Source organism: Nonomuraea sp. B1E8 (assembly GCF_039871515.1).
In the GTDB taxonomy this organism is placed as follows: Bacteria; Actinomycetota; Actinomycetes; order Streptosporangiales; family Streptosporangiaceae; genus Nonomuraea.
Genome location: NZ_JBDPLS010000007.1, coordinates 389,466 through 409,519, shown reverse-complemented (window position 1 = coordinate 409,519; position 20,054 = coordinate 389,466). Strand labels below are relative to the sequence as shown.

The 20,054-nt window shown below is 72.1% G+C and carries 23 protein-coding genes; 9 read left to right on the top strand and 14 right to left on the bottom strand.

Features of this window, described 5'->3' with window-relative positions:
* The first annotated feature begins 121 nt into the window (after positions 1-121).
* Together ABGA98_RS25065 and ABGA98_RS25060 are read left to right on the top strand one after the other, a co-directional pair.
* A complete protein-coding gene (locus ABGA98_RS25065; RefSeq protein ID WP_347620833.1) occupies positions 122-1,264 on the top strand; it encodes an aminotransferase class V-fold PLP-dependent enzyme in 1,143 nt (380 codons plus the stop codon).
* Positions 1,261-1,506 carry a sulfurtransferase TusA family protein gene (locus ABGA98_RS25060; protein ID WP_043638353.1) on the top strand — a complete coding sequence of 82 codons (246 nt, stop codon included), beginning with the start codon at positions 1,261-1,263 and terminating at the stop codon, positions 1,504-1,506. The genes ABGA98_RS25065 and ABGA98_RS25060 overlap by 4 nt, the downstream gene beginning before the upstream one ends.
* 60 nt (positions 1,507-1,566) lie before the next feature.
* On the opposite strand, the gene ABGA98_RS25055 is transcribed toward ABGA98_RS25060, so the two are convergent.
* The gene (locus ABGA98_RS25055) at positions 1,567-2,553 is read right to left on the bottom strand and encodes a carbohydrate kinase family protein (protein WP_347620832.1); all 987 of its coding nucleotides are present in this window, start codon (positions 2,551-2,553) and stop codon (positions 1,567-1,569) included.
* Positions 2,554-2,659: 106 nt separating this feature from the next.
* Positions 2,660-3,013, bottom strand: coding sequence for an iron-sulfur cluster insertion protein ErpA (gene erpA, locus ABGA98_RS25050; protein ID WP_043638338.1), 354 nt, complete (start codon positions 3,011-3,013; stop codon positions 2,660-2,662).
* A 163-nt stretch (positions 3,014-3,176) separates the two neighbouring features.
* On the opposite strand from erpA, the gene nadA reads away from it, so the two are divergent.
* Positions 3,177-4,337 carry a quinolinate synthase NadA gene (gene nadA / locus ABGA98_RS25045; protein WP_347620831.1) on the top strand — a complete coding sequence of 387 codons (1,161 nt, stop codon included), beginning with the start codon at positions 3,177-3,179 and terminating at the stop codon, positions 4,335-4,337.
* 34 nt (positions 4,338-4,371) lie between these two features.
* On the opposite strand, the gene ABGA98_RS25040 is transcribed toward nadA, so the two are convergent.
* Positions 4,372-4,965 (bottom strand): SIMPL domain-containing protein, encoded by a 594-nt coding sequence (locus tag ABGA98_RS25040; RefSeq protein ID WP_347620830.1) that lies wholly within the window; start codon positions 4,963-4,965, stop codon positions 4,372-4,374.
* 180 nt (positions 4,966-5,145) lie between these two features.
* Here ABGA98_RS25040 and ABGA98_RS25035 point away from each other — a divergent pair, with 180 nt between their 5' ends.
* Complete coding sequence (locus tag ABGA98_RS25035; protein ID WP_347620829.1) at positions 5,146-6,330, top strand: transposase; 1,185 nt, start codon at positions 5,146-5,148, stop codon at positions 6,328-6,330.
* 283 nt (positions 6,331-6,613) lie between these two features.
* On the opposite strand, the gene ABGA98_RS25030 is transcribed toward ABGA98_RS25035, so the two are convergent.
* From ABGA98_RS25030 to ABGA98_RS25010, 5 genes are read right to left on the bottom strand one after another with little or no spacing between them, the layout of a single operon-like run.
* Positions 6,614-8,290, bottom strand: coding sequence for an alpha/beta fold hydrolase (locus ABGA98_RS25030; protein WP_347620828.1), 1,677 nt, complete (start codon positions 8,288-8,290; stop codon positions 6,614-6,616).
* Between the two features lie 48 nt (positions 8,291-8,338).
* Positions 8,339-8,899, bottom strand: a complete 561-nt coding sequence (locus ABGA98_RS25025) for a hypothetical protein (RefSeq protein WP_347620827.1) — start codon at positions 8,897-8,899, stop codon at positions 8,339-8,341.
* A gap of 6 nt (positions 8,900-8,905) precedes the next feature.
* Positions 8,906-9,805, bottom strand: a complete 900-nt coding sequence (htpX, locus tag ABGA98_RS25020; protein ID WP_347620826.1) for a zinc metalloprotease HtpX — start codon at positions 9,803-9,805, stop codon at positions 8,906-8,908.
* 4 nt (positions 9,806-9,809) lie between these two features.
* Positions 9,810-10,088: a hypothetical protein gene (locus ABGA98_RS25015; protein ID WP_132519798.1), complete on the bottom strand. Its 279-nt coding sequence runs from the start codon at positions 10,086-10,088 to the stop codon at positions 9,810-9,812.
* The gene (locus tag ABGA98_RS25010; protein WP_347620825.1) at positions 10,085-10,909 is read right to left on the bottom strand and encodes a PspA/IM30 family protein; all 825 of its coding nucleotides are present in this window, start codon (positions 10,907-10,909) and stop codon (positions 10,085-10,087) included. Before ABGA98_RS25010 ends, ABGA98_RS25015 begins: the two co-directional genes overlap by 4 nt.
* 150 nt (positions 10,910-11,059) lie before the next feature.
* Between ABGA98_RS25010 and ABGA98_RS25005 the strand changes: the two genes are divergently transcribed.
* Positions 11,060-11,644, top strand: coding sequence for a DUF3043 domain-containing protein (locus ABGA98_RS25005; protein ID WP_347620824.1), 585 nt, complete (start codon positions 11,060-11,062; stop codon positions 11,642-11,644).
* Between the two features lie 45 nt (positions 11,645-11,689).
* Here the strand turns inward: ABGA98_RS25005 and ABGA98_RS25000 are convergent, their stop codons facing one another.
* Positions 11,690-12,709, bottom strand: coding sequence for an SMI1/KNR4 family protein (locus ABGA98_RS25000; protein ID WP_347620823.1), 1,020 nt, complete (start codon positions 12,707-12,709; stop codon positions 11,690-11,692).
* Between the two features lie 57 nt (positions 12,710-12,766).
* Between ABGA98_RS25000 and ABGA98_RS24995 the strand changes: the two genes are divergently transcribed.
* Positions 12,767-13,768 carry an aldo/keto reductase family protein gene (locus ABGA98_RS24995; RefSeq protein ID WP_347620822.1) on the top strand — a complete coding sequence of 334 codons (1,002 nt, stop codon included), beginning with the start codon at positions 12,767-12,769 and terminating at the stop codon, positions 13,766-13,768.
* Between the two features lie 65 nt (positions 13,769-13,833).
* Here ABGA98_RS24995 and ABGA98_RS24990 read toward each other — a convergent pair whose 3' ends face one another.
* Complete coding sequence (locus ABGA98_RS24990; RefSeq protein WP_347620821.1) at positions 13,834-14,040, bottom strand: hypothetical protein; 207 nt, start codon at positions 14,038-14,040, stop codon at positions 13,834-13,836.
* A gap of 82 nt (positions 14,041-14,122) precedes the next feature.
* Between ABGA98_RS24990 and ABGA98_RS24985 the strand changes: the two genes are divergently transcribed.
* Both ABGA98_RS24985 and ABGA98_RS24980 read left to right on the top strand, forming a co-directional pair.
* Positions 14,123-14,809, top strand: a complete 687-nt coding sequence (locus tag ABGA98_RS24985) for an SCO2322 family protein (RefSeq protein ID WP_347620820.1) — start codon at positions 14,123-14,125, stop codon at positions 14,807-14,809.
* Between the two features lie 58 nt (positions 14,810-14,867).
* Entirely contained in the window at positions 14,868-15,974 is a 1,107-nt protein-coding gene (locus tag ABGA98_RS24980; protein WP_347620819.1) for a bifunctional adenosylcobinamide kinase/adenosylcobinamide-phosphate guanylyltransferase, read from the top strand.
* 78 nt (positions 15,975-16,052) lie between these two features.
* Here the strand turns inward: ABGA98_RS24980 and ABGA98_RS24975 are convergent, their stop codons facing one another.
* Positions 16,053-16,853 carry an ATP-binding cassette domain-containing protein gene (locus ABGA98_RS24975; protein ID WP_347620818.1) on the bottom strand — a complete coding sequence of 267 codons (801 nt, stop codon included), beginning with the start codon at positions 16,851-16,853 and terminating at the stop codon, positions 16,053-16,055.
* A gap of 104 nt (positions 16,854-16,957) precedes the next feature.
* Between ABGA98_RS24975 and ABGA98_RS24970 the strand changes: the two genes are divergently transcribed.
* Positions 16,958-17,713: an adenosylcobinamide-GDP ribazoletransferase gene (locus ABGA98_RS24970; protein ID WP_347620817.1), complete on the top strand. Its 756-nt coding sequence runs from the start codon at positions 16,958-16,960 to the stop codon at positions 17,711-17,713.
* Here ABGA98_RS24970 and ABGA98_RS24965 read toward each other — a convergent pair.
* Genes ABGA98_RS24965 through ABGA98_RS24955 form a run of 3 tightly spaced genes read right to left on the bottom strand, consistent with a single transcriptional unit; the run spans position 17,702 to position 19,958 of the window.
* Entirely contained in the window at positions 17,702-18,652 is a 951-nt protein-coding gene (locus tag ABGA98_RS24965) for a CPBP family intramembrane glutamic endopeptidase (protein ID WP_347620816.1), read from the bottom strand. The two genes, ABGA98_RS24970 and ABGA98_RS24965, sit on opposite strands and share 12 nt — an antisense overlap.
* Positions 18,649-19,614 carry a DUF1648 domain-containing protein gene (locus tag ABGA98_RS24960; RefSeq protein ID WP_347620815.1) on the bottom strand — a complete coding sequence of 322 codons (966 nt, stop codon included), beginning with the start codon at positions 19,612-19,614 and terminating at the stop codon, positions 18,649-18,651. Before ABGA98_RS24960 ends, ABGA98_RS24965 begins: the two co-directional genes overlap by 4 nt.
* On the bottom strand, positions 19,611-19,958 hold the full coding sequence (locus ABGA98_RS24955; protein WP_347620814.1) for a GntR family transcriptional regulator: 348 nt from the start codon (positions 19,956-19,958) through the stop codon (positions 19,611-19,613). Before ABGA98_RS24955 ends, ABGA98_RS24960 begins: the two co-directional genes overlap by 4 nt.
* Positions 19,959-20,054 lie beyond the last annotated feature (96 nt).

Here is a 20,054-nt window from a genome sequence, read left to right as displayed (position 1 = left end):
AGTCTTTCCCCTGGGCGCGTATTGCTGTTTCTGATTCATGCACAGACTGACAAGCAGACACATTAGCGTGCAGGGGCCTTGCCCCACCGCGCGACCCCTCCATGGCGCCGGAAGTGGGACGATGAGTCTCGTGGCGTATTTCGACGCGGCCTCGAGTGAGCCGCTCCACCCCCAGGCACGCGAGGCGCTGCTGGCGGCGATCGACGTCGGCTGGGCCGACCCCGCGAGACTCTACGGCCAGGCCCGCCGCGCGCACCTGCTGCTCGAACAGGCCCGCACGGAGGTGGCCGAAGCGCTCGGCGCGCGCCCCGACGAGGTGTCGTTCACCTCCTCGGGCACGCAGGCCGTGCATCTCGGCGTGCTCGGCACCCTACACGGCAGGCGCAGGGTCGGGCGTCATCTGGTCACCACGGCCGTCGAGCACTCCAGTGTGCTGCACGCCGGCGGCGTGCACGAACGCGACGGCGGCACCGTCGAGACCGTCGGCGTCGGCCTGACCGGCCGGGTCGACCTCGACCGCTTCACCGAGGCGGTGGCCCGTCCCGGCACGGCGCTGGCCTGCCTGCAGACGGCCAACCACGAGGTCGGCACCCTGCAGCCGGTGGCGGAGGCGGCCGCGGCGTGCCGCGCCAACGGGGTGCCCCTGCTGGTCGACGCGGCGCAGACGGCCGGCCGGATGCCGGTTCCGCCCGGCTGGTCGGTGCTGGCGGCCAGCGCCCACAAGTGGGGCGGCCCCGCCGGGGTCGGCGTGCTGGCGGTGCGCAAGGGCACGCGGTTCCGCTCGTTCCTGCCCGAGGACGAGCGGGAGCGGCGGCGGGTGCCGGGCTTCGAGAACGTTCCCGGCATCGTGGCCGCGGCGGCCGCGCTGCGCGCGATGGCCGCGGAGGCGTCGCAGGAGCAGGCGCGGCTGGCCGAGCTCGTCGGCAGGATCAGGGAGACGGTCCCGAAGATCGTCCCGGACGTGGAGGTGATCGGCGACCCCGACGAGCGGGCGCCGCACATCGTGACCTTCTCGTGCCTGTACGTCGACGGCGAGGCGCTGCTGACCGAGCTGGACAAGGCCGGGTTCGCCGTGTCGTCAGGAAGCTCGTGCACCGCTAGTACGCTTCGTCCATCGCACGTTCTGGAAGCGATGAGCGTGCTGACGCATGGGAATGTCCGGGTGTCGCTGCCCAGGGGCGCTTCCGCGGCCGAGGTCGACCGGTTCCTCGCCGTGCTGCCCGAGCTGGTGCGCCGCATCCGGCAGGACGCAGGAGTCGCATGACCGAGGTTACCCAGCCGGCTCTGACGATCGACGCGCTCGGGAAGAAGTGCCCGATCCCGATCATCATGCTGGCCGAGCAGATCAACTATGTCCCGCTCAACGCGGTGGTGGCGGTGCTGGCCGACGACCCGGCCGCCTACACCGACGTGCCGGCGTGGTGCAGGCTGAAGTCGCACCGCCACGTCGGGTCGTACGAGTTGCCCGAGGGCGGCTGGGCGATCCACGTCAGGCGCAACTACTGACTTTCTCGCGCCGAAACGGCGTAGAGCCGTCCCGCCCGGCGGCGGGACGGCCTGCGGCGCTCAGGGGTGGTAGCAGCGGATGTGCTCGGCGATCTCCGCGGCCGCCTCGGCGCCGTAGGCGGCGCCGAACCGCTCGAGGAAGACCTGCTGGCCGAGCTCATATTCCTGGCCGCCTACGCGCTCCAGCACATGGGTGGCGGTGAGGTTGCCGATCTGGCCGCAGCGCTCCAGCGGCAGGCCCCAGGCCAGGCCCGCGAGGAAGCCGGCGCGGAAGGCGTCGCCGACGCCGGTGGGGTCGGCCTTGCCCCGCTCGGGGGCGGGGGCGACCATGATCGACGGCTCGCCCTTGCGGTCGATGACGGCGCCCTTGGGGCCGAGCGTGGTGATCCGGACGCCGACCCGGTCGAGGACCTCCGCGTCGGACCAGCCGGTCTTCTGCTCGATGAGCCCCTTCTCGTAGTCGTTGGAGAACAGGTAGGAGGCGCCGTCGACGAGGGCGCGGATCTGCTCGTCCTCCATGCGGGCGAGCTGCTGGGAGATGTCGGCGGCGAAGCCGATGCCGCGCTGGCGGCACTCCTCGGTGTGGCGCAACATCGCGTCGGGGTCGTTGGGGCTGATGAGCACCAGGTCGAGGCCGCCGGCGCGGGCGGCGACGGGCTGCAGCTCGATCAGCCGGGCCTCGGCCATGGCCCCCGTGTAGAAGGAGGCGATCTGGTTGTGGTGCTCGTCGGTCGTGCACAGGAAGCGGGCGGTGTGCCGGGTCTCCGAGACGTGCACGGATCCGCAGTCGACACCGTGGCGCTCCAGCCACGAACGATAGTCGGCGAAGTCGTTGCCGACGGCACCCACCAGGATGGGGGTCAGGCCCAGACAGCCCATCCCGAACGCGATGTTCGCGGCGCATCCACCGCGACGGATCTGCAGGTCATCGACCAGGAACGAAAGCGACACCCGGTCGAGTTGCCCGGCGATCAGCTGATCGCCGAAGCTTCCGGGGAAGGTCATCAGATGGTCTGTCGCGATGGAGCCGGTTACGGCGATGCGCACGGGGTTCTTCTTCCTCGTTGTCAGCAGGCCAGTGGGCCCAACGAGAATACGCGAAGGTCCCGCGCGCACAAAGGCGCGCGGGACCGGCGACCAGTCGCCCGTCGCTCTAGTTGAACGAGTCGCCGCAGGCGCAGGAGCCCGTGGCGTTGGGGTTGTCGATGGTGAAGCCCTGCTTCTCGATGGTGTCGACGAAGTCGATCGAGGCGCCCATCAGGTAGGGGGCGCTCATCCGGTCGGTGACCACACTGACGCCGCCGAAGTCGGACACCACGTCGCCGTCCATCGACCGGTCGTCGAAGAAGAGCTGGTAGCGCAGGCCGGAACAGCCTCCCGGCTGCACGGCCACCCGCAGCTGCAGGCCCTCCTCGCCCTGCTGCTCGAGCAGGCTCTTGACCTTGGCCGCGGCCGCGTCGGTCAGGATCAGGCCCTGTGCCGTGGTCTCGCTGCTCTCAACCGTCATCTGCTGACTCCCTAACCCGGCTGTCTGTTTTCGACGTCCTACTGATGACGCTACCAACACCTCGGGGATGCCACACATTCCCGGGCCCACCTCCCCCTGATTGCCCGCTTTCTTCCGTGTGCCATGATGAGTATCGTCAATTCGACGATAAGGGGGTACGGCCATGGCCACCCAGACTGGACTGCCGCTTTTCGTCCTCGGCAGTGGCGCCGATCCGCACAGTGAGAGGGGGGTCGAGTGTCCCGGCGATCTGCCGCCCGCCTCCGACCCCGGCCTCGTGGAACGCGCCCGCAAGGCGAAGGAGGCCCTCGGCGACCGCCTCTTCGTGCTCGGTCACCACTACCAGCGCGACGAGGTCATCCAGTTCGCCGACGTGACGGGCGACTCCTTCAAGCTGGCCCAGCAGGCGGCGGCCCGGCCCGAGGCGGAGTACATCGTCTTCTGCGGCGTGCACTTCATGGCCGAGTCCGCCGACATCCTGACCGGCGACGCCCAGAAGGTGATCCTGCCGGACCTCGCGGCCGGCTGCTCGATGGCCGACATGGCCACGTTCGACCAGGTCGAGGAGTGCTGGGACGCCTTGGAGGACGCCGGGCTGGCCGGCCAGGTGATCCCGGTCACCTACATGAACTCGAGCGCCGACATCAAGGCCTTCTGCGGCAGGAATGGGGGCGCGGTCTGCACCTCCTCCAACGCCCGCCGCGCCCTCGACTGGGCGTTCGAGCAGGGCGGCAAGGTGCTGTTCCTGCCCGACCAGCACCTCGGCCGCAACACGGCCGTCCTGGAGATGGGCATGTCGCTGGACGACTGCGTGGTGTGGAACCCGCACCGCCCGGGCGGCGGGCTGACGCGGGAGCAGCTTGAGCGCGCGCGGATGATCCTGTGGCGGGGCCACTGCTCGGTGCACGGCCGCTTCACCGCCGAGTCGGTGGACGACGTACGCGCGCGCATCCCGGGCGTCAACGTGCTCGTGCACCCCGAGTGCCGCCACGAGGTGGTGCTCAAGGCCGACCACGTGGGCTCGACCGAGCACATCATCAGGACGCTCGAAGCGGCGCCGGCGGGCTCCAGCTGGGCGATCGGCACCGAGCTCAACCTGGTCAAGCGCCTGGCCCAGACGTTCCCCGACAAGAACGTCTCGTTCCTGGACCGCACGGTCTGCTACTGCTCGACGATGAACCGGATCGACCTGCCCCACCTGGTGTGGGCGCTGGAGTCGCTGGTGCTCGCCCAGGACGGTGCGGTCGTCAACCAGATCACGGTGGACGACGACACCGCCCACTGGGCCAGGGTCGCCCTCGACCGCATGCTGGCCCTCCCGTGACGCGCCGCCCGAGGCCCAGGACCGGGCCTCGGGCCTACGCGAAGTCGTAGCCGACCCGGACCCTCACCGAGAGGGTCTGGCGGCCGGGACTGATCGAGGCGCCGCTCTCCGCGGCGGCCATCGTGAGCGGCTGCGGGCCGCTCACGACCTCCTCGCTCACCGACACGACGCGGCCCAGCGGGCGGCCGGACAGCTCGGCGTACTGGGCCGCCTTGGCGGCGGCGTCGCGGAACGCCAGGGCCCGGGCCTCCCGCAGCGCGCCGGCCGGGTCCGACACCTCGAACACCACGCCGTTGAGCCGGGCCTCCTCGCCCACCCCCGCCACGGTGTCGATGACGCCGTCGGCCCCGGCCAGGTCGCGGACGACGACCTCCACGCCCCGCGCCCCGCGGTAGGCGGCCACCTTCGGATAGGACTCGTACTCGGGCCCGAGGGAGAGCTCGGCCGTGCGGACGTCCTCAGAGGCGATCCCCGCCCCGCGGAGCGCCTCGGCCAGCCGGGCGGCGGCGGCCCTGACGGCGGTGTAGGCGTCGGCGGCCGACGCCCTGCGCACCTCGACGCCCGCGTGCAGCCGCAGGATGTCGGGCACGGCCAGGACGGCGCCCTCGCCGACGACGGTGATGTCCATCAGAGTCTCCCGAGGGGACTGTCGCCTTGAGGCGACGGGTGCATCGGGAGCGGGAGGGCCGTCAGGGCCCGAGTGTGTCCTGACCTGTCAGGTCTGCGCTTCACGGATGTCCTTCCTGGTTTTGTCGGCGCCAGCCGATATCGTGGTGGTGTCATTACCGAACGTGACGGGAGGTGGGGTGTGCGCAGGTCGTTCCGATTCCTGCTGCGCCCCACCACCCGGCAGGCGGCGGCGCTCGCGGCGTGCCTGGAAGACCACCGCACGCTCTACAACGCCGCTCTGGAGCACCGCCGCACCGCCTACGCAAAGGCAGGGGTGAGCGTCCGGTACGGCGAGCAGTCGGCCGAGCTGAAACACATCCGCGCCGACGACCCGGACGGGCAGGCCCGCTGGTCGTTCTCCTCCCAGCAGGCCACGCTGCGACGGCTCGACAAGGCGTTCGCCGCGTTCTTCAAGCGGGTCCGCGAGGGTCGCGCGCCGGGGTTCCCGCGGTTCAAGGGGCGTGGCCGGTTCAACACGGTCGAGTGGCCGAAGGACGGCGACGGCTGCCGGTGGGACTCCCAGCCCGAGCACCCTACCGTCACCTACGTGCGCCTTCAGGGTGTCGGGCATGTCCGCGTCCACCGGCACCGCGCGGTCAGGGGCCGGGTGAAGACGATCGCGGTGAAGCGGGAAGGCAGCCGGTGGTTCGTGGTGCTGTCGTGCGACGACGTGCCCGCCGGACCGCTGCCCGCTTCCGGCGCGGTCGCGGGGATCGACATGGGCGTGGCGTCCCTCGTCACTACCAGCGACGGACAACATCTGAGCAGCCCCCGTCGCCTGGCCGCGTCCGCCGGCCGGCTGGCCGCCGCACAGCGGGCCCTGGCCCGGAAGAAGCGGGGCTCCAAGCGGCGGCGCAAGGCGGTGGCCCGCGTGGCCGCGCTGCACGCCAAGGTGCGCAGGCAACGTCTGGACGGCGCGCACAAGGCCGCGCTCGCCCTGGTGGCCGCCTATGACGTGATCGTGCACGAGGACCTGCGGATCGCGAACATGACCCGCTCGGCGTCCGGCACGATCGAAGCCCCCGGCCGCAACGTCGCCGCCAAGTCCGGGTTGAACCGGAGCATCCTGGACGCGGGCTGGGGGGTGTTCCTGACGATCCTCGCGCACAAGGCTGAAAGCGCCGGTCGCAAGCTGATCGCGGTGAACCCCGCCGGCACCTCCCGCACCTGCGCCCGCTGCGGGCACAGCGCGAAGGAGAACCGCCTCACCCAAGCCGACTTCGCCTGCACGGCGTGCGGGCATGCCGCGCACGCCGACGTCAACGCGGCGATCAACATCCTCAGGGCAGGGCTTGCCCTTCGCCAGGCTGCGCAAGCGGCTTAGCGAGAAGCCGCTTCCCTCAGGGAGCGGAGGAGTCACGCGGTGTCCTTCCCGGCCCGGCGGTCGTGTCCCTCACTGCGTATCAGATCCCCTGGCGGCTTACGAGGCGTTCCCGCTGAACCGCAAGCAGATGCGGTCGATCTCCCCCTTCTCCCGCGCCGTCGCCGGCACCCGGCTGACCTGGCCGGACAGGCCGATCACCACGGCCTCGCACCCGGATCCCCTGGTCCGTCGCCCCGCCAGCCGATGAGCCGCTTGCCGGCGAACGGGATGGCGACCGCGCCGGTCACCCGTCAACGTGACCACCTCGGCGTAGGCCTGAGACGGCGTCCACGATCGCCTCCGGGGCTTCGAGCGGCACCTGGCGGCCGATGGCCGGCAGGCGTACGAGCTCGGCCGCCAGGTCTCGCGCGAGCCGCTCCTGGCAGGCGTGCCGCTCGCCCGCGCTGATCACGGTGACCGCCACGCCGGGGACCGGCTTCTCCTCCCTGAGCCGGTGCAGGTCGGCCGCCATGTCGCGGCGGGCCAGCCACTCCCCCACGACGGCGGCCGGCACCTTGCCCATGCTGTAGACGCCCGCCGGGTCGGAGCAGCCCGCGAACAGCCGGTGCGCCGGAGGGCCGATCAGGCGGGCCAGCGCGGTCGCCCCCCAGGTGCCGCCCAGGGCGGGCAGCCACCGGCCCGCGGACCTGGCCAGCGCGAGCGGCCGCCGCTCCCTGGCGCAGGCCGGGGCCACAAGGACGAGCCCCGCCACGCAGAGCGGGTGCAGCCTGGCGAACGCCTCCGCGTGCCAGCAGGCCACGCCGTGGGCGACGACCGTCACCTGCTCGGGGTGGGCGGGGGCCAGCGCGGCCAGCCTGGCGACCTCGGCGTACAGGGTGGGCGGGGCCGGCGTGCGGGGACTGAGGCCGAGCCCCGGGCGGTCGAAGCGGATGACGCGGTGACGCCTTCCGAGCTGCGCGGCCACCGCGTCCCAGTGGAACCAGGCGCCCGCGGCGCCCGCCGTGATGAGCACCGCGGGCCCGGTCCCCTGCTCGACCACGTGGGGCGGCCCGTACCCGTCCACCGCTCCGAAGTCCGGCCTCATGCCCGGCGCCCTTCCCGGCGCGCTCGTCCCCGGCGGCACGCCCGCCACCGCGCCGAGGGCGACGCCGGGGCCCGCGTTCAGCGCCATGCCGGTGCCCGCGGACAGCACCTCGCCAAGGTCCGCGTCCGGCGGCACGCCCCCCGCGGCCTCCCCTGCCGCGCCCGGGGCGGCGCCCGGCGCGACGCCGGGGGCGGTGGCCGGCGCGGGTGGCGCGGGTCGTGCTTCGTGTGCCCGCGGGATGGGCGCGGGGACCAGGTTGGGGACCGGCGTCTCGTGGTCGTCCGACACGAGCAGGTGCAGGGCCGCGTACACGAGCCAGATCGCGAACATCGTCAGCTGGGCCCGGTGCGCGATCCCCACCCCCTGCCCCGCCGCGAGCGCGCCCACCGTGAGCAGCGTGGCGGCCACGCTGAGCCAGGTGAACAGCCACGACACCCACGACCGCCACCGCGCGCCGAGCAGCACCATCGCCGCCAGCCCGCAGACCGTGGAGAGCGCCGCCGCCAGCGTGTGCGCCCGGTGCGACCAGGACGGCTCCCGCAGCCCGCAGACCGGGTCGCTCAGCGCCGCGCAGTCGAGGGGGAAGACGCCCGAGGCGAAGGTGAACAGCCCGAACGCGGCCACCGCCAGCCAGCCCCGCCACTCGCGCGCCGTCCTCGGCAGGAGCAGCACGCCGGACACGCATGCCAGTCCGGCCAGCCCGTCGCTGACCCGGAACAGGCGCGTCCACGGCTGGTCGCGGGCGGCCAGCTCGCTGACGTACCCGTGGGCCCTGTCGACCGCCGGCGTGGTGAACTGGCCGGTGATCCACGCGCTGCCCAGCACCGCCGCCACGATGAGCGCGGATGCCGCAAGCACGACCAGTCTTCGCTCCACGTGAACATTAGACCACTGTGGGTAATTATCGCCAGAAACGCCCCCTGGTCAAAGGCCGGGCGCACCCCAGACGGGGAACCACCGGCTGAGGTCCTTCTCCAGCGGCAGCTCACCCTCCAGCGCGCCTCTGGCCTGCAGTTCGAGCGCGTTGTCACGCCGCTGCCCGGACAGCGGCGCGAACGGGTAGAACGTGCCCCGCTTGTACAGGTAGACGACCGCCAGCCGGCGCCCGCCGTCCGGGGCGGCGAACGACACCAGCGAGCACAGCAGCGAGGGCCCGAACCCGGCCGACTCCAGCGACGAGTTGACCGCGTGCAGCTCGGTGACCAGGTCACTGAGCGCGTCGGGCGCGCGGCGCACCAGCAGCCAGGTGTAGCCGTAGCCGTCGTCGGACTCCTCGACGCGCTCGCCGAGCAGCGCCTTGACGTCGCGTTCGAGCGTGGCGAACGCGCCTCCCTCAGCGGCCCTGAACGCCACCGAGCCGAGGCCCGTGGGCGTGAGCCCGGTCGCGGCCTGCAGCGTCACGGCCGCGGACGGCAGCGCGAACAGCGCGTCGAGGTTGGGCTTGACCGGCTTCGACCGGCCGAGCAGCGCATCGAGCCAGCCCATGCGGGTTCAGCCCCTTCCGAGCTGCTTGGAGATGTCCGTCAGCTGCTCCAGCCGCCGCTCGAGCCGCGGGTGCGTGGAGAACAGGTTCGCGAGCGTCTCACCGGGGGCCAGCGCCGGGGCGAAGTAGAAGGCGTTGAACGGCTCGGCCTCGCGCAGGTCGCGCGTGGGGATCCTGGCCATGTCGCCGGTGATCTTGACCAGCGCGCTGGCCAGGGCCGACGGCCTCTGGGTGAGCAGCGCGCCCGCGCGGTCGGCGGCCAGCTCCCGGTAGCGCGACAGAGCGCGGGTGAGCAGGAAGCTGATGGCGTACACGAGGACGGAGACCAGAACGATGATCAGCCCGATCGGCACGCCGCCCTGGCCGCCGTTGCGGCGGCCGCCGAGCCCGGTGTAGAGGGCGACCCTCGTCATGAGGCCCGCCACGATGCCGAGGAACGAGGCGATCGTCATGACGGCCACGTCACGGTGGGCGACGTGGGAGAGCTCGTGGGCGAGCACGCCCTCGAGCTCCTGCGGCTCGAGGCGCCGCAGGATGCCCGTCGTCACGCAGACGACGGCGTTCTTCTGGTTGCGGCCGGTGGCGAACGCGTTGGGGACGTCGGACTCCGCGATCGCCACCCGCGGTTTGGGCATGTCGGCCAGCGCGCACAGCCGGTCGATCAGGCCGTGCAACTCGGGGGCCTCCTGGGGCGAGACCTCCCGCCCTCCCATCGCGAACAGCGCGATGCGGTCGGACAGGAAATACTGCACCAGCAGCAGACCCCCTGCCAGCACCAGCACGGTCAGCGCCCGCACGCCCAAGGCGATCAGGACGCCGACGAACACCACGTAGAGCAGCCCGAGCAGGAACATCGTCACGACCATGCGGCTGGTCAGGCCGCGGTCGGACGCGAACCGCGTACGCACGGGCTCAGCCCGGGATGAGGCCTTGGTCGCCCAGCATCTCCCGGACCTCCTCGATCGAGGCGTCCGCGGGGGGAAGGATCAGCTCTGACGGCTCAAGGCTGTCGTCGGGGAGCGCCTTGCCCACGTGGCGCACCTTGTCGAGCAGTGCGTGCAGCTTGACGCGGAACGACTTCTCGTCGCCCGCGTCGATGGCCGCCTCCAGCTCGGTGTCGAGCTCGTTGAGGACCGAGATGTCGTCGGCGGAGATCTCCACCTGACCCTCGCCCATGATCCTGACAATCATGCGCCCTCCCCTGGCTGACGCAGCTGCTGGGTCTGGCCGGGCTGCTGCTGTGCCTGCTGCGGGGCCTGCTGGGGCTGCTGCTGAGGCTGGCCCTGCTCGATGGCGCCCTGCGGCGCCGGGCCCTGGCCCAGCTCGGACTTCATCCTGGCCAGCTCGAGCTCGACGTCCATGCCGCCGCCCATGCGGTCGAGCTCGGCCTGGATGTCGTCGCCCTTGGTGCCGCTGTAGTCGTCGAGCGCGCCGCTGGCCAGCAGCTCGTCGATGGCGCCCGCGCGGGCCTGCATCGACGCCGTCTTGTCCTCGGCGCGCTGGATCGCCAGGCCGACGTCGCCCATCTCCTCGGAGATGCCGGAGAACGCCTCGTTGATGCGCGTCTGCGCCTCGGCGGCGGTGTAGGTGGCCTTGATCGTCTCCTTCTTCGTGCGGAAGGAGTCGACCTTGGACTGCAGCCGCTGGGAAGCCGTGGTCAGCTTCTCCTCCTCGGCCTGCAGGTTGTCGTGCTGCACCTTCAGGTCGGCCATCTGCGCCTGCAGATTGGACCTGCGCTGCAGCGCCTCACGGGCGAGGTCTTCACGCCCCACGGACAGCGCCTTGCGGCCCTGCTCCTCGTAACGCTGGGCCTGCTTCTCCAGGCCGGTGATCTGCAGCTCCACCCTCTTGCGTGACGTGGCGACGTCGGCCACGCCCCTGCGCACCTTCTGCAGCAGCTCCAGCTGCCGCTGATAGGAGTAGTCGAGGGTCTCGCGCGGATCCTCCATCTTGTCCAAAGCCTTGTTGGCCTTCGACTTGAAGATCATCGAAAGTCTCTTCATCACGCTCATGCGCGTCGGCCGTCCCCTTCTAGGTCGTGCTGGTGTTCCCAATGCAGCGCAGCCGCCTTGGGATTACCCTACGCATAACGCGCGAGGGCGTCACTAAGTTGCAGTCCAGGTAGGGTTGACGTCGTGTTGCGACGCCGTTCCCAAACCTCCGTGGACGATACCCCCGCCCCCACTGACGATCCTAAGCCCAAGGGCAAAGGTCGTCCCACACCCAAGCGCCGGGATGCCGAAGGCAAACGGCGCCAGCCGGTCTCCGCGCCGAAAGACCGCAAAGAGGCCTATCGGCAGATGCGGGCCAAGCAGGCCGCCGAGCGCGATAAAGCCCGCAGGGGCATGCTCGCCGGCGACGAGCGCTATTTCCCCGCCAGGGACAAGGGCCCCGCGCGCAAGTTCGCGCGCGACTGGGTCGACTCCCGCCGCCTGCCGAGCCAGTATTTTCTGCCGTTCTCGCTACTGATCCTGCTGGCGACGTGGGTTCCCTGGCCGATGGAGATCCGTGCGCAGGTGCTCAACCTCGTCATCGCGGTCGGCTGGCCGATCATGATGATCGGCGTGCTGTTCACCTCCGTCTATGTCGCCTGGAAGGTGAAGCGGCAGGTGGCGGAGAAGATGCCGGACGAGAGCCTCAGGGGCGTGGGCTTCTACGCGGCCATGCGGGCCCTGCAGATCCGCAAGCTGCGCTTCCCCCCGCCGCAGGTTCTGCCGGGCGGCAAGCCGGTGCAGCCCAAGCGATAACCATATTTTCCCGATTTTCCGGAAGACTCCGACAAATCGGGAAAATTATGGATTGCCGTACTCAACGTTGTTCCAGCGCAGCACGCCTCCCCTGACCGCCGGCTGCCAGCCCTCGACCGCCGTGCCCTGCTCCAGGGCGTCGGCGACGGCCCGCATCAGCGCGTAGTAGGACGGCAGCCGGGGCGTCATGCCGGAGATCGTGTCGTTCCACCCGACGGTGCCCTCCGCGGAGTCGACCACGGCGTACACCCCGTCCTCGCCGTTGCGCTCCTCGAAGAGCACGAACGGGATCATGTGCCCGTTCCAGGCTTGGTTCGCCGGACCGGGGCCCAGGTCGGTGCGGTTCCAGGAGCACTCCGACCGCCAGGCGTCCCTGATCCGGCGGATGCTGAGGTTGGCGGCGCCGTCGTAGGAGAACCCGAAACCGAACGCCCTCGCTCCTCGCGAGCCGTTGTGGCGCAGGAGCGAGGCGCGCAGGTCGTCGGGGAAGTCGACGCCCATCTGGGCTTCGGCGATCGCGATCGTGCGGGCCCTGCCGGGCGCTCCGAGCGTCTTGTACGTGCGGGGCGCGTTCGCCTTCAGCCACCGCTCGATCCGCCGCCACTGGCGGTCCACGGCCCGCCTGACCTTCGGATCGATCGGCCGCACCCGCACCGGGCGCGGCTCGGGCGCACAGCCGGGGTCGGCGACCGGCACCGGCGGGCCGGTCGGGGCCGGCGTGGGGAGCGGTGTGACGGCGGGGCCGGTGGGGAGCGGCGCCGGGGGCTGAGCGTCGTTCTCCGACACCGGCAGCGCGGCGGTGAGGGCGTCCTGCTCCGCCTGGTGGGTCCGTGCCCGGGCCGAGGACGCCTCCTGCGCCTCCGTGGGGACCAGCGCGGCCACCAGGGTGACCGCCACGATCAGCGCGATGCCGGCCCACGCCGGGCCCATCCCGGCCTTGCCCGCGGGCCGCCGCGGCGGCGGGGGCGGGGGCGGGGTCTGCGGCATGCGGGCGCGGCGGCGCAGCCGGACCACAATGGCGGTCACGACGGCGGCCGTCAGCGCCAGCCGTACGAGCTTCAGCACGTCGCGCACCCTATCCCGAAACGGATCACCCCACGTGCCGGGATTAAGGTCGGACGCATGGAATTCCGACACCTCGGTCGCAGCGGTCTCATGGTCAGCGAGATCAGCTACGGCAACTGGCTCACCCACGGCTCCCAGGTCGAGGAGGACGCCGCCAAGCAGTGCGTTCAGGCGGCGCTCGACGAGGGCATCACGACGTTCGACACGGCCGACGTGTACGCGGCAACGAAGGCCGAGGAAGTGCTCGGCCGGGCGCTGAAGGGCGTACGCAGGGAGTCGCTGGAGATCTTCACCAAGGTCTACTGGCCGACCGGGCCCGGCAGGAACGACCGCGGGCTGTCGCGCAAGCACCTCACCGAGTCGATCCACGCTTCGCTGCGGCGCCTGCAGACCGACTACGTCGACCTCTACCAGGCCCACCGCTTCGACTACGAGACCCCGCTCGAGGAGACGCTCAAGACCTTCGACGACCTCGTACGCCAGGGCAAGGTCCTCTACGTCGGCGTCAGCGAGTGGACGGCCGAGCAGATCGCCCAGGCCCTCAAGATCGCCGACGAGATGGGCTTCGACCGGATCGTGTCGAACCAGCCTCAATACTCCATGTTGTGGCGGATCATCGAGTCCGAGGTCGTGCCGCTGAGCGAGAAGGAGGGCGTCGGCCAGATCGTCTGGTCGCCGATCGCCCAGGGCGTGCTCACCGGGAAATACCTGCCGGGACAGCAGCCTCCAGAGGGCTCGCGCGCGACCGACAGCAGCGGTGGCAGCAACATGATCGCCCGGTGGATGAGAGACGACGTGCTGACCCGCGTGCAGGAGCTCAGGCCGATCGCCGCGGACCTGGGGCTCAGCATGGCGCAGTTGGCCATCGCGTGGGTCCTGCAGAACCCGAACGTCTCCAGCGCCATCATCGGCGCCAGCCGCCCCGAGCAGGTGCGTGACAACGTACGGGCGTCGGGCGTCAAGCTGGATGCCGACGTGCTGCGGCGGATCGACGACGTGCTCGGCCCGATCGTGCAGCGCGACCCCTCCAAGACCGAGAGCCCCCGCACCCGCCCATAACCGCAGAAACAGCAAAAACCCCTTGAGCCACGAATGCGCTCAAGGGGTTTTCGTGTTTCCGTCATTCACTCCGGACGCAATGACATTCCCGCGTACTCGACGCGATCCTCCTCGAGCAGGGCCACCTGCTCCACTCCGGATTCGAGCAGGTCACGCCAGTTCTCGCCGAGCCACGACTCCGCGTCCGCCTGACTCGGAAAAACCTCTCGCGGCAAAGGACGATCCGTTACCTCACCACCATTTGCCTTTTCATAACGCCAACGCCATGTCATGCCATACGCTCCTTTTCCGCGGGTTCGCCGGCGCACCCTCCGCAGGCACTGGAACCCTACTCCCGAGCTTGGAGGTCCATCGATGCTGCGCGCGTTTCGTGTTGCGGCCGGAGTCGCCCTCGGGGCGGCCGCCTCAGTCTCCCTCCCCTGCTCTGCCATCGCCGCACCGCCCGTCTCCCCCGGAGACCCCGTCCCTGGCGCGGCCGATCCCGGCGCCGCGCGCGGGTGGAGCGTCTGGCAGAGCGACGGCACCGCCTGGCTGGCGGCCGCGCCCGGCGACTCACCGCCGGACGGCTCCGTCATCGGCTGGCGCTTCTCGGCCGCCCCGGACGGGACGGCGGGCGAACCTCCCGCCGGGGAGCTGCCCTCGTTCCAGGCCGTGTGCGGCAAGGACACCGCCGCGTCCGGGCACAAGCGCGTGGTCGTGGCGGTGGACTTCGGCGAGGCCGGCTCCGACGCCTACCCCGGCGAACGGCCGCCCGCCGAGCCGTCGGCCACGTGCGTCGCGGGCGCCGAGTCCGCCACCGCCGCCCGGCTCCTCGCCTCCGTAGGCAGGGTCCGGGTGAACGCGGGCGGTGACGTCGTCGCGGTCGACGACTATCCGGGCGGGGAGAAGGGCGGCGCGGCGCTCGACGCCGCCGTCCCCGCCGCCTCCGAGGGCGGGGCGCCGGCCACGTTGATCGCGGGTGGGGCGGGCGTGCTGGCCCTGCTCGCGGGCGGCGCCCTGGTGGCCACCCGCCGCCGCACCACGGTGAAGGCCGGCGGCTGACCCTGAGGTCGTGCACCCGGGCGAGCGGGAGCGGACGCGGGTTTGTACGCTCTGCGCGGTGAAGCTCCTCATCAACGGCACAGCGGGCGGCGCAGGCTGGCCCGAGCCCGGCTGCGGGTGCGCCTCGTGCGCCGGCTTGCCTGCCGGTCATCGCCGACCGTTCGAGCTGGTCGTGGACGGCGTGGCCCGCTACCCCTTCACCGGCCCGCCCGACGGCTACCTGCCCCTTGCGGGCGGTCTGGGGCTGGCAGGCCCCGACGGCTCCGCGCTCCTTCACCTGCCGGCAGGACGAACGCCCCCGGCGGGCGGGCCGGCGCGCTACGACGTCGTGCTGATCGACCTGCTGGACCGGCCGGAGCGGCTCGGCGAGCTGCGGCGCGCGGGGCTGGCCGACGAGGCGACCCTGGTGGTGGCCGTCGGGCTCGATCACCGGGTTCGGTCGGAGGAGGAACTGGCCAGGCGCCTGCGGCTGTGGGGAGCGATCGCCGTCGCGGACGGCACCGAACTGGCGTGCCGTCCTCCCGACCGCCCGCGCAGCGACCCTGCGGGCCCTCGGCGGAGCGCCTCCGCGGCCACGCGAGCGAACGACCCCGCGAACGGGCAGGCGAACGGCCCCTCACCCGTGCGGGCGACCGGTCGGGCAGGCCCGCCGCGCCGGACGTTGTTGCTGGGCGGGTCGCGCTCGGGCAAGTCGGCGGAGGCGGAGCTGCGGCTGGCGGCGGAGCCGTACGTCACCTATGTCGCCACCGGCCCCGCGGGCGGAGAGGACGGCGAGTGGGCGGAACGGGTGCGGGCGCACCGGGCGCGGCGACCGGCTCACTGGGCCACCGCCGAGACCACCGACCTGGCCACGGCCATCAGGCGCGCCACCACACCGCTGCTGATCGACGGGCTGGGAACCTGGGTGGCGGCGGTTTTCGACGAGCACGGGGCCTGGGAGGGCGACCGCGCGCCCGTGGCCGCGCGCTGCGACGACCTCGTGGCGGCGTGGCGGCAGGCCCCGGAGCGGATCGTGGCGGTGTCCGACGAGGTGGGGATGGGCGTGGTGCCCGCCACGGCCGCCGGGCGGGCCTTCAGGGACGTGCTGGGGCGGTTGAACGAGCGCCTGGCCGCCGAATCCGAGCATGTGGCCCTGGTGGTGGCCGGGCGGCCGCTGGAGCTCTGACGGTGGCACAGGCGCGAACGCGAACACCCGGGGACGGGATGGGCCGTGTCAGAGCCGGTGCCAGGAGGGAAGGCGGTGTCAGGGGTGTGCGGCCCTGGCGTACCAGCGGCCGTCCACGCGGTCCACGTGCAGGGAGCGGCCGAAGCAGTCGGAGAGGTTGGCGGGGGTGAGCACGTCGTCCACCGGGCCGGCGGCGAGCACTCTGGCGTCGCGCATCAACATCGCGTGGGTGGTCGTCGCGGGCACCTCCTCCAGGTGGTGCGTCACCATCACGCTGGTGAGCACGGGCCTGGTCGTGGCGAGGTCCTCGACGGCGGCGATGAGGTCTTCCCTGGCGGGCAGGTCGAGCCCCGCGAACGGCTCGTCGAGCAGCAGCACCGCCGGGTCGGCCATGAGGGCCCTGGCCACCCGGATCCTCGCCCGTTCCCCCTGCGAGCACACGCGGAACGGCCGCTCCGCCAGCTCCTTGCAGCCCAGGTCCGCGAGCAGCCGGTGGGCCCGGTCACGCTCATTGTCGCCGTACTTGTCCCACAGCGGGACGCTCGTCCCCGTGTGACCGGTGAGCACCACGGTGTGCGCGGTCGCGCCCTCCTGCTCCATCAGCTCCTCGTCGATCAGCCGCTGGCTGGAGGCGACCAGGCCGATGTGACGGCGCAGCTCTCGCACGTCGACCCGGCCGAGCGGGTGGCCGAGCACCTTGACCGTCCCCTCGCTGGGATGACGTACGGCGCCGGCCAGCGAGAGGAGCGTCGTCTTGCCCGCGCCGTTGGGGCCGAGGACGGCCCAGTGGTCGCCGTAGCCGACCTGCCAGTCGATGCCGTCGAGCAGCGCCTTGCCGACAACGCGGACGCCTACGCCTTCGAGTTCGAGCACGTGCATCCCGACAGACTAGTGGGCACCGGGATCGTCCGTTACCGATGTGAAATACGAACGCGTACCGGCGCTACGGTCTCTCCCAGGCACGAGGAGAGGGCGGCGGTCCGGTGAGCGGGTTTGTCAGGGTTCGGCGGTTCGCGGACGGCTGGCGGTTCTCGACCGGCACGCTGACCGTCTTCCCCGTGCGCGTGGAGCGGGTGGACCAGGAGGTCGCGGGGCGGGCGATGGTGCTGGCGCCGGCCGTCGGGCTGGTGCTCGGGCTCGTCGCCGGGCTGCCGTTGCCGCTGGTCTCGCTGCTGCACGGGCCACCGCTGCTCGGCGCGGCGCTGTCGGCGGGGTCGCTCGCCGTACTGACCCGGGGGCTGCATCTGGACGGGCTCGCCGATCTCGCCGACGGGCTGGGCAGCGGCAGGCCGTCCGCTCAGGCGCTTGACATCATGAAAAAGTCGGACATCGGGCCGTTCGGGGTGATGGCGCTGGTGTTCACGCTGCTCATCCAGGTGGTCGCGGCGGCCGACGCCGGCTACGCCGCCTTCGTGACCGCCTGCGCGACGGGACGGCTGGCGCTGGTGTGGGCGTGCAGGGCGGGCGTGCCCGCCGCCCGGCCCGGCGGGCTCGGCGCGATGGTCGCGGGCACGGTGCGCCCGCTCGCGCCGTGGCTCGTCACCGTGGCCGCGCTGCTCGGCGCGGGCTGGGCGGGCGCGGGCGTACTGCCGGCCGGCCTGCTCGCCGGGCTCGGCGCCGCCCTGCTGCTGCTCCGGCACGCCGGACGGCGACTCGGCGGGATCACCGGCGACGTGCTCGGCGCGCTCGTGGAGACCGCCACGGCCACGACGCTGGTGGTGTGCGCGCTACTCGGCTGAGTCGTGGTGTGCCCTGCTCGCCGAGGTCCGCGGCTCGGCGGCGACGGGCGGTGTACGGCCCGCCGGCTCCTGGCGTACCGGAAAGAAGCGGAGCAGCGCCGCGCCGGCCAGTGCCAGCACGACCCAGCCGACCAGGCCGGTCAGCCCGACCAGGAGTTCGTTGGGGGGCGCGGCGGCGTCGCCGAGCAGCAGGATGGGCGGCATGACCGCGTTGAGCGAGCCGTGGGCCACGACCGCTGGCCACACGCTGCCCGTGCGCAGCCGCAGCCATCCGATCAGCACCCCGGCCAGCACGCAGAAGCCGATGAAGAACAGCGCCGCCCACGAGCTCAGGCTGGGGTAGTTGTAGCCGAGCAGGGTGAGCGGGGCGTGCCAGACGCCCCAGATCGCGCCGGAGAGCAGCAGTCCGGCGAGCATGCCGTTCGTGGAGGTGAGGCGGGGCAGCAGCCAGCCGCGCCAGCCCCACTCCTCCCCCAGGGCGGGGATCGCGTTGAGCAGGGGGCCGGCGACGATCGCCACCACGATCTGCAGCGCCGCGACCGTGCCGAGCTCTCCGGGGATCTCCATGCCGCGGGCCTGCAGGGCCGCCCTGAGCAGGCTGAGCCGGTCGAGGTCGAGCGCGACCAGGCCGACGGCGGCGCTGAGCCCCATCGCGAGGAGCGCCAGCAGGGGCACCCCGAGCCAGGCCGCCAGCACGAGCAGCCAGGTGCGCTTCCTGTGCTCGCCGAGCGTGAGCCCGGTCTGACGGGCCCACTCTCTGGCGGGCGTGCGCGTGACGGCCCACACGCCGAGCACCGCCGCGGTGGGCGTGAACATCATGGCCGAGGCCAGCAGGGGCAGCAGCGGCGAGCCGAGGCCGCCGCCGAGCCACAGGGGCAGCGCGACCGCCCAGGACAGCCCGAAGGCGAGGACGAGGAAGATGGGGAGAGGTCTGTTCATTGCTCCACTCGCTCCGCGATGAGGGCGTTGATGAGGGATGCGCCGCGTGAGGCGTCGTCGATGCTGATCGCGAGCCGACCGCCGGAACGGTACCTGATGATCAGGCACTCCCCGCCGCGCACCATGATGGTGGTGCTGCCGGGGAGCCCGCGGAAGCCCCAGCCGCCGACCTGGCCCGGATGGCGGGTCTCCGACAGCGCCACGTCGATCTCCCCCAGCCGGATCCTGCGTACCGGCCAGCCGAACGGCCCGAACCCGATCGCCACCCCGTCGCCGCCCACCCTGACGGCGACCGAAGCGGACAGCAGCCCCAGGACGAGCACGATGACGAGCGCGGGCAGCGTGACGCCCAGGACGGCGCCCGCCCCGGACCCGAGGAAACGCAGCACGACCAGCACGCCCACGCCTCCGCCCGCGGCCGCGGCGACCGCGGCCGGCCAGGGGTTGGTGACACGGCTGACCCAGACCGTGCGCTCGCCCTCCCTGAGCCGCAGCCGCGGCGGGCGCGCGCCGGCGGAGGACGCCTGGTCGGGCTCACCCCTGCCGAGGTAGCCGGCGGCGACGGCCACGGCGGCGGATCCCGCGAGGGTGGCGATGACGTGCCAGGCCGTCAGGTGCGCCGCCGTCCAGACGGGTACGTCGAGGTTCGCGACAAGAATGCTGAGGCTCGCACCGGGCGCGAACACGCTCACGAAGCCCAGCGTGCCCCACCAGAACATCCGGCCGTCCCTGCGCGCGTGCGCCCAACCGCTGCCGGCCAGCAGAGCCAGCCAGGGCACCCCCCAGAGCAGCAGCCCCACGGCGACGAACCCGGGGAACGACATCGAGCCGTCCACCCTGCCCCCGTTCCCCCAGTGCGTGGCCATCGGGTCGGGCAGCCGGTCGCGCACCGCCAGGGGGACCAGGACGAACGCGGCGGTGACCGGCAGGCCCCAGGCCGCGGCGATGACTCGGGGGTTCATGGCAGTTCCTCCAAGATGGCGATGAGGTCGTCACGGCCGTAGCCGTGCTTCCTGGCCTCCTCCAGCAGCTCACGTGCCCGCTGCACCAGCAGGGCGCGCCCGTCCGCGCGGCCCGCGACGCTGACCCCCCTGCCTCTCCTGAACTCCAGCAGGCCCTCGTCCCGCAGGTCGCGCAGCGCGCGCAGCACGGTGTTGGGGTTGATGCCGAGCGCCTGGGCCAGGTCGCGGGCCGGTGGCAGCCGGTCGCCCGGGCGATAGGAGCCCTCGCCGATGGCGCGCCGGATGGCGCCGGCCACCTGCTCATGCAGGGGCCTGGCGTCATTCAGATCGAGCGTCAGCAACATGATGCCAATGACGCTAGCACCATGTCACATGAAAGGGCGCAGCGTCATTGGTAGGATGAACCCCTGTTTGTGAGTACCGAGAAACCGTGGATAGCA

Coding starts and splice junctions, on each gene's coding strand:
- ABGA98_RS24985 (WP_347620820.1), top strand. CDS start 14,123: ATGCTGCGCGCGTTTCGTGTTGCGGCCGGAGTCGCCCTCGGGGCGGCC.
- ABGA98_RS24965 (WP_347620816.1), bottom strand. CDS start 18,652: ATGAACAGACCTCTCCCCATCTTCCTCGTCCTCGCCTTCGGGCTGTCC.
- ABGA98_RS25065 (WP_347620833.1), top strand. CDS start 122: ATGAGTCTCGTGGCGTATTTCGACGCGGCCTCGAGTGAGCCGCTCCAC.
- erpA (WP_043638338.1), bottom strand. CDS start 3,013: ATGACGGTTGAGAGCAGCGAGACCACGGCACAGGGCCTGATCCTGACC.
- ABGA98_RS24990 (WP_347620821.1), bottom strand. CDS start 14,040: ATGACATGGCGTTGGCGTTATGAAAAGGCAAATGGTGGTGAGGTAACG.
- ABGA98_RS24955 (WP_347620814.1), bottom strand. CDS start 19,958: ATGTTGCTGACGCTCGATCTGAATGACGCCAGGCCCCTGCATGAGCAG.
- ABGA98_RS24960 (WP_347620815.1), bottom strand. CDS start 19,614: ATGAACCCCCGAGTCATCGCCGCGGCCTGGGGCCTGCCGGTCACCGCC.
- ABGA98_RS24995 (WP_347620822.1), top strand. CDS start 12,767: ATGGAATTCCGACACCTCGGTCGCAGCGGTCTCATGGTCAGCGAGATC.
- ABGA98_RS25015 (WP_132519798.1), bottom strand. CDS start 10,088: ATGATTGTCAGGATCATGGGCGAGGGTCAGGTGGAGATCTCCGCCGAC.
- ABGA98_RS25040 (WP_347620830.1), bottom strand. CDS start 4,965: ATGGACATCACCGTCGTCGGCGAGGGCGCCGTCCTGGCCGTGCCCGAC.
- nadA (WP_347620831.1), top strand. CDS start 3,177: ATGGCCACCCAGACTGGACTGCCGCTTTTCGTCCTCGGCAGTGGCGCC.
- ABGA98_RS25025 (WP_347620827.1), bottom strand. CDS start 8,899: ATGGGCTGGCTCGATGCGCTGCTCGGCCGGTCGAAGCCGGTCAAGCCC.
- ABGA98_RS25010 (WP_347620825.1), bottom strand. CDS start 10,909: ATGAGCGTGATGAAGAGACTTTCGATGATCTTCAAGTCGAAGGCCAAC.
- ABGA98_RS25060 (WP_043638353.1), top strand. CDS start 1,261: ATGACCGAGGTTACCCAGCCGGCTCTGACGATCGACGCGCTCGGGAAG.
- ABGA98_RS24975 (WP_347620818.1), bottom strand. CDS start 16,853: ATGCACGTGCTCGAACTCGAAGGCGTAGGCGTCCGCGTTGTCGGCAAG.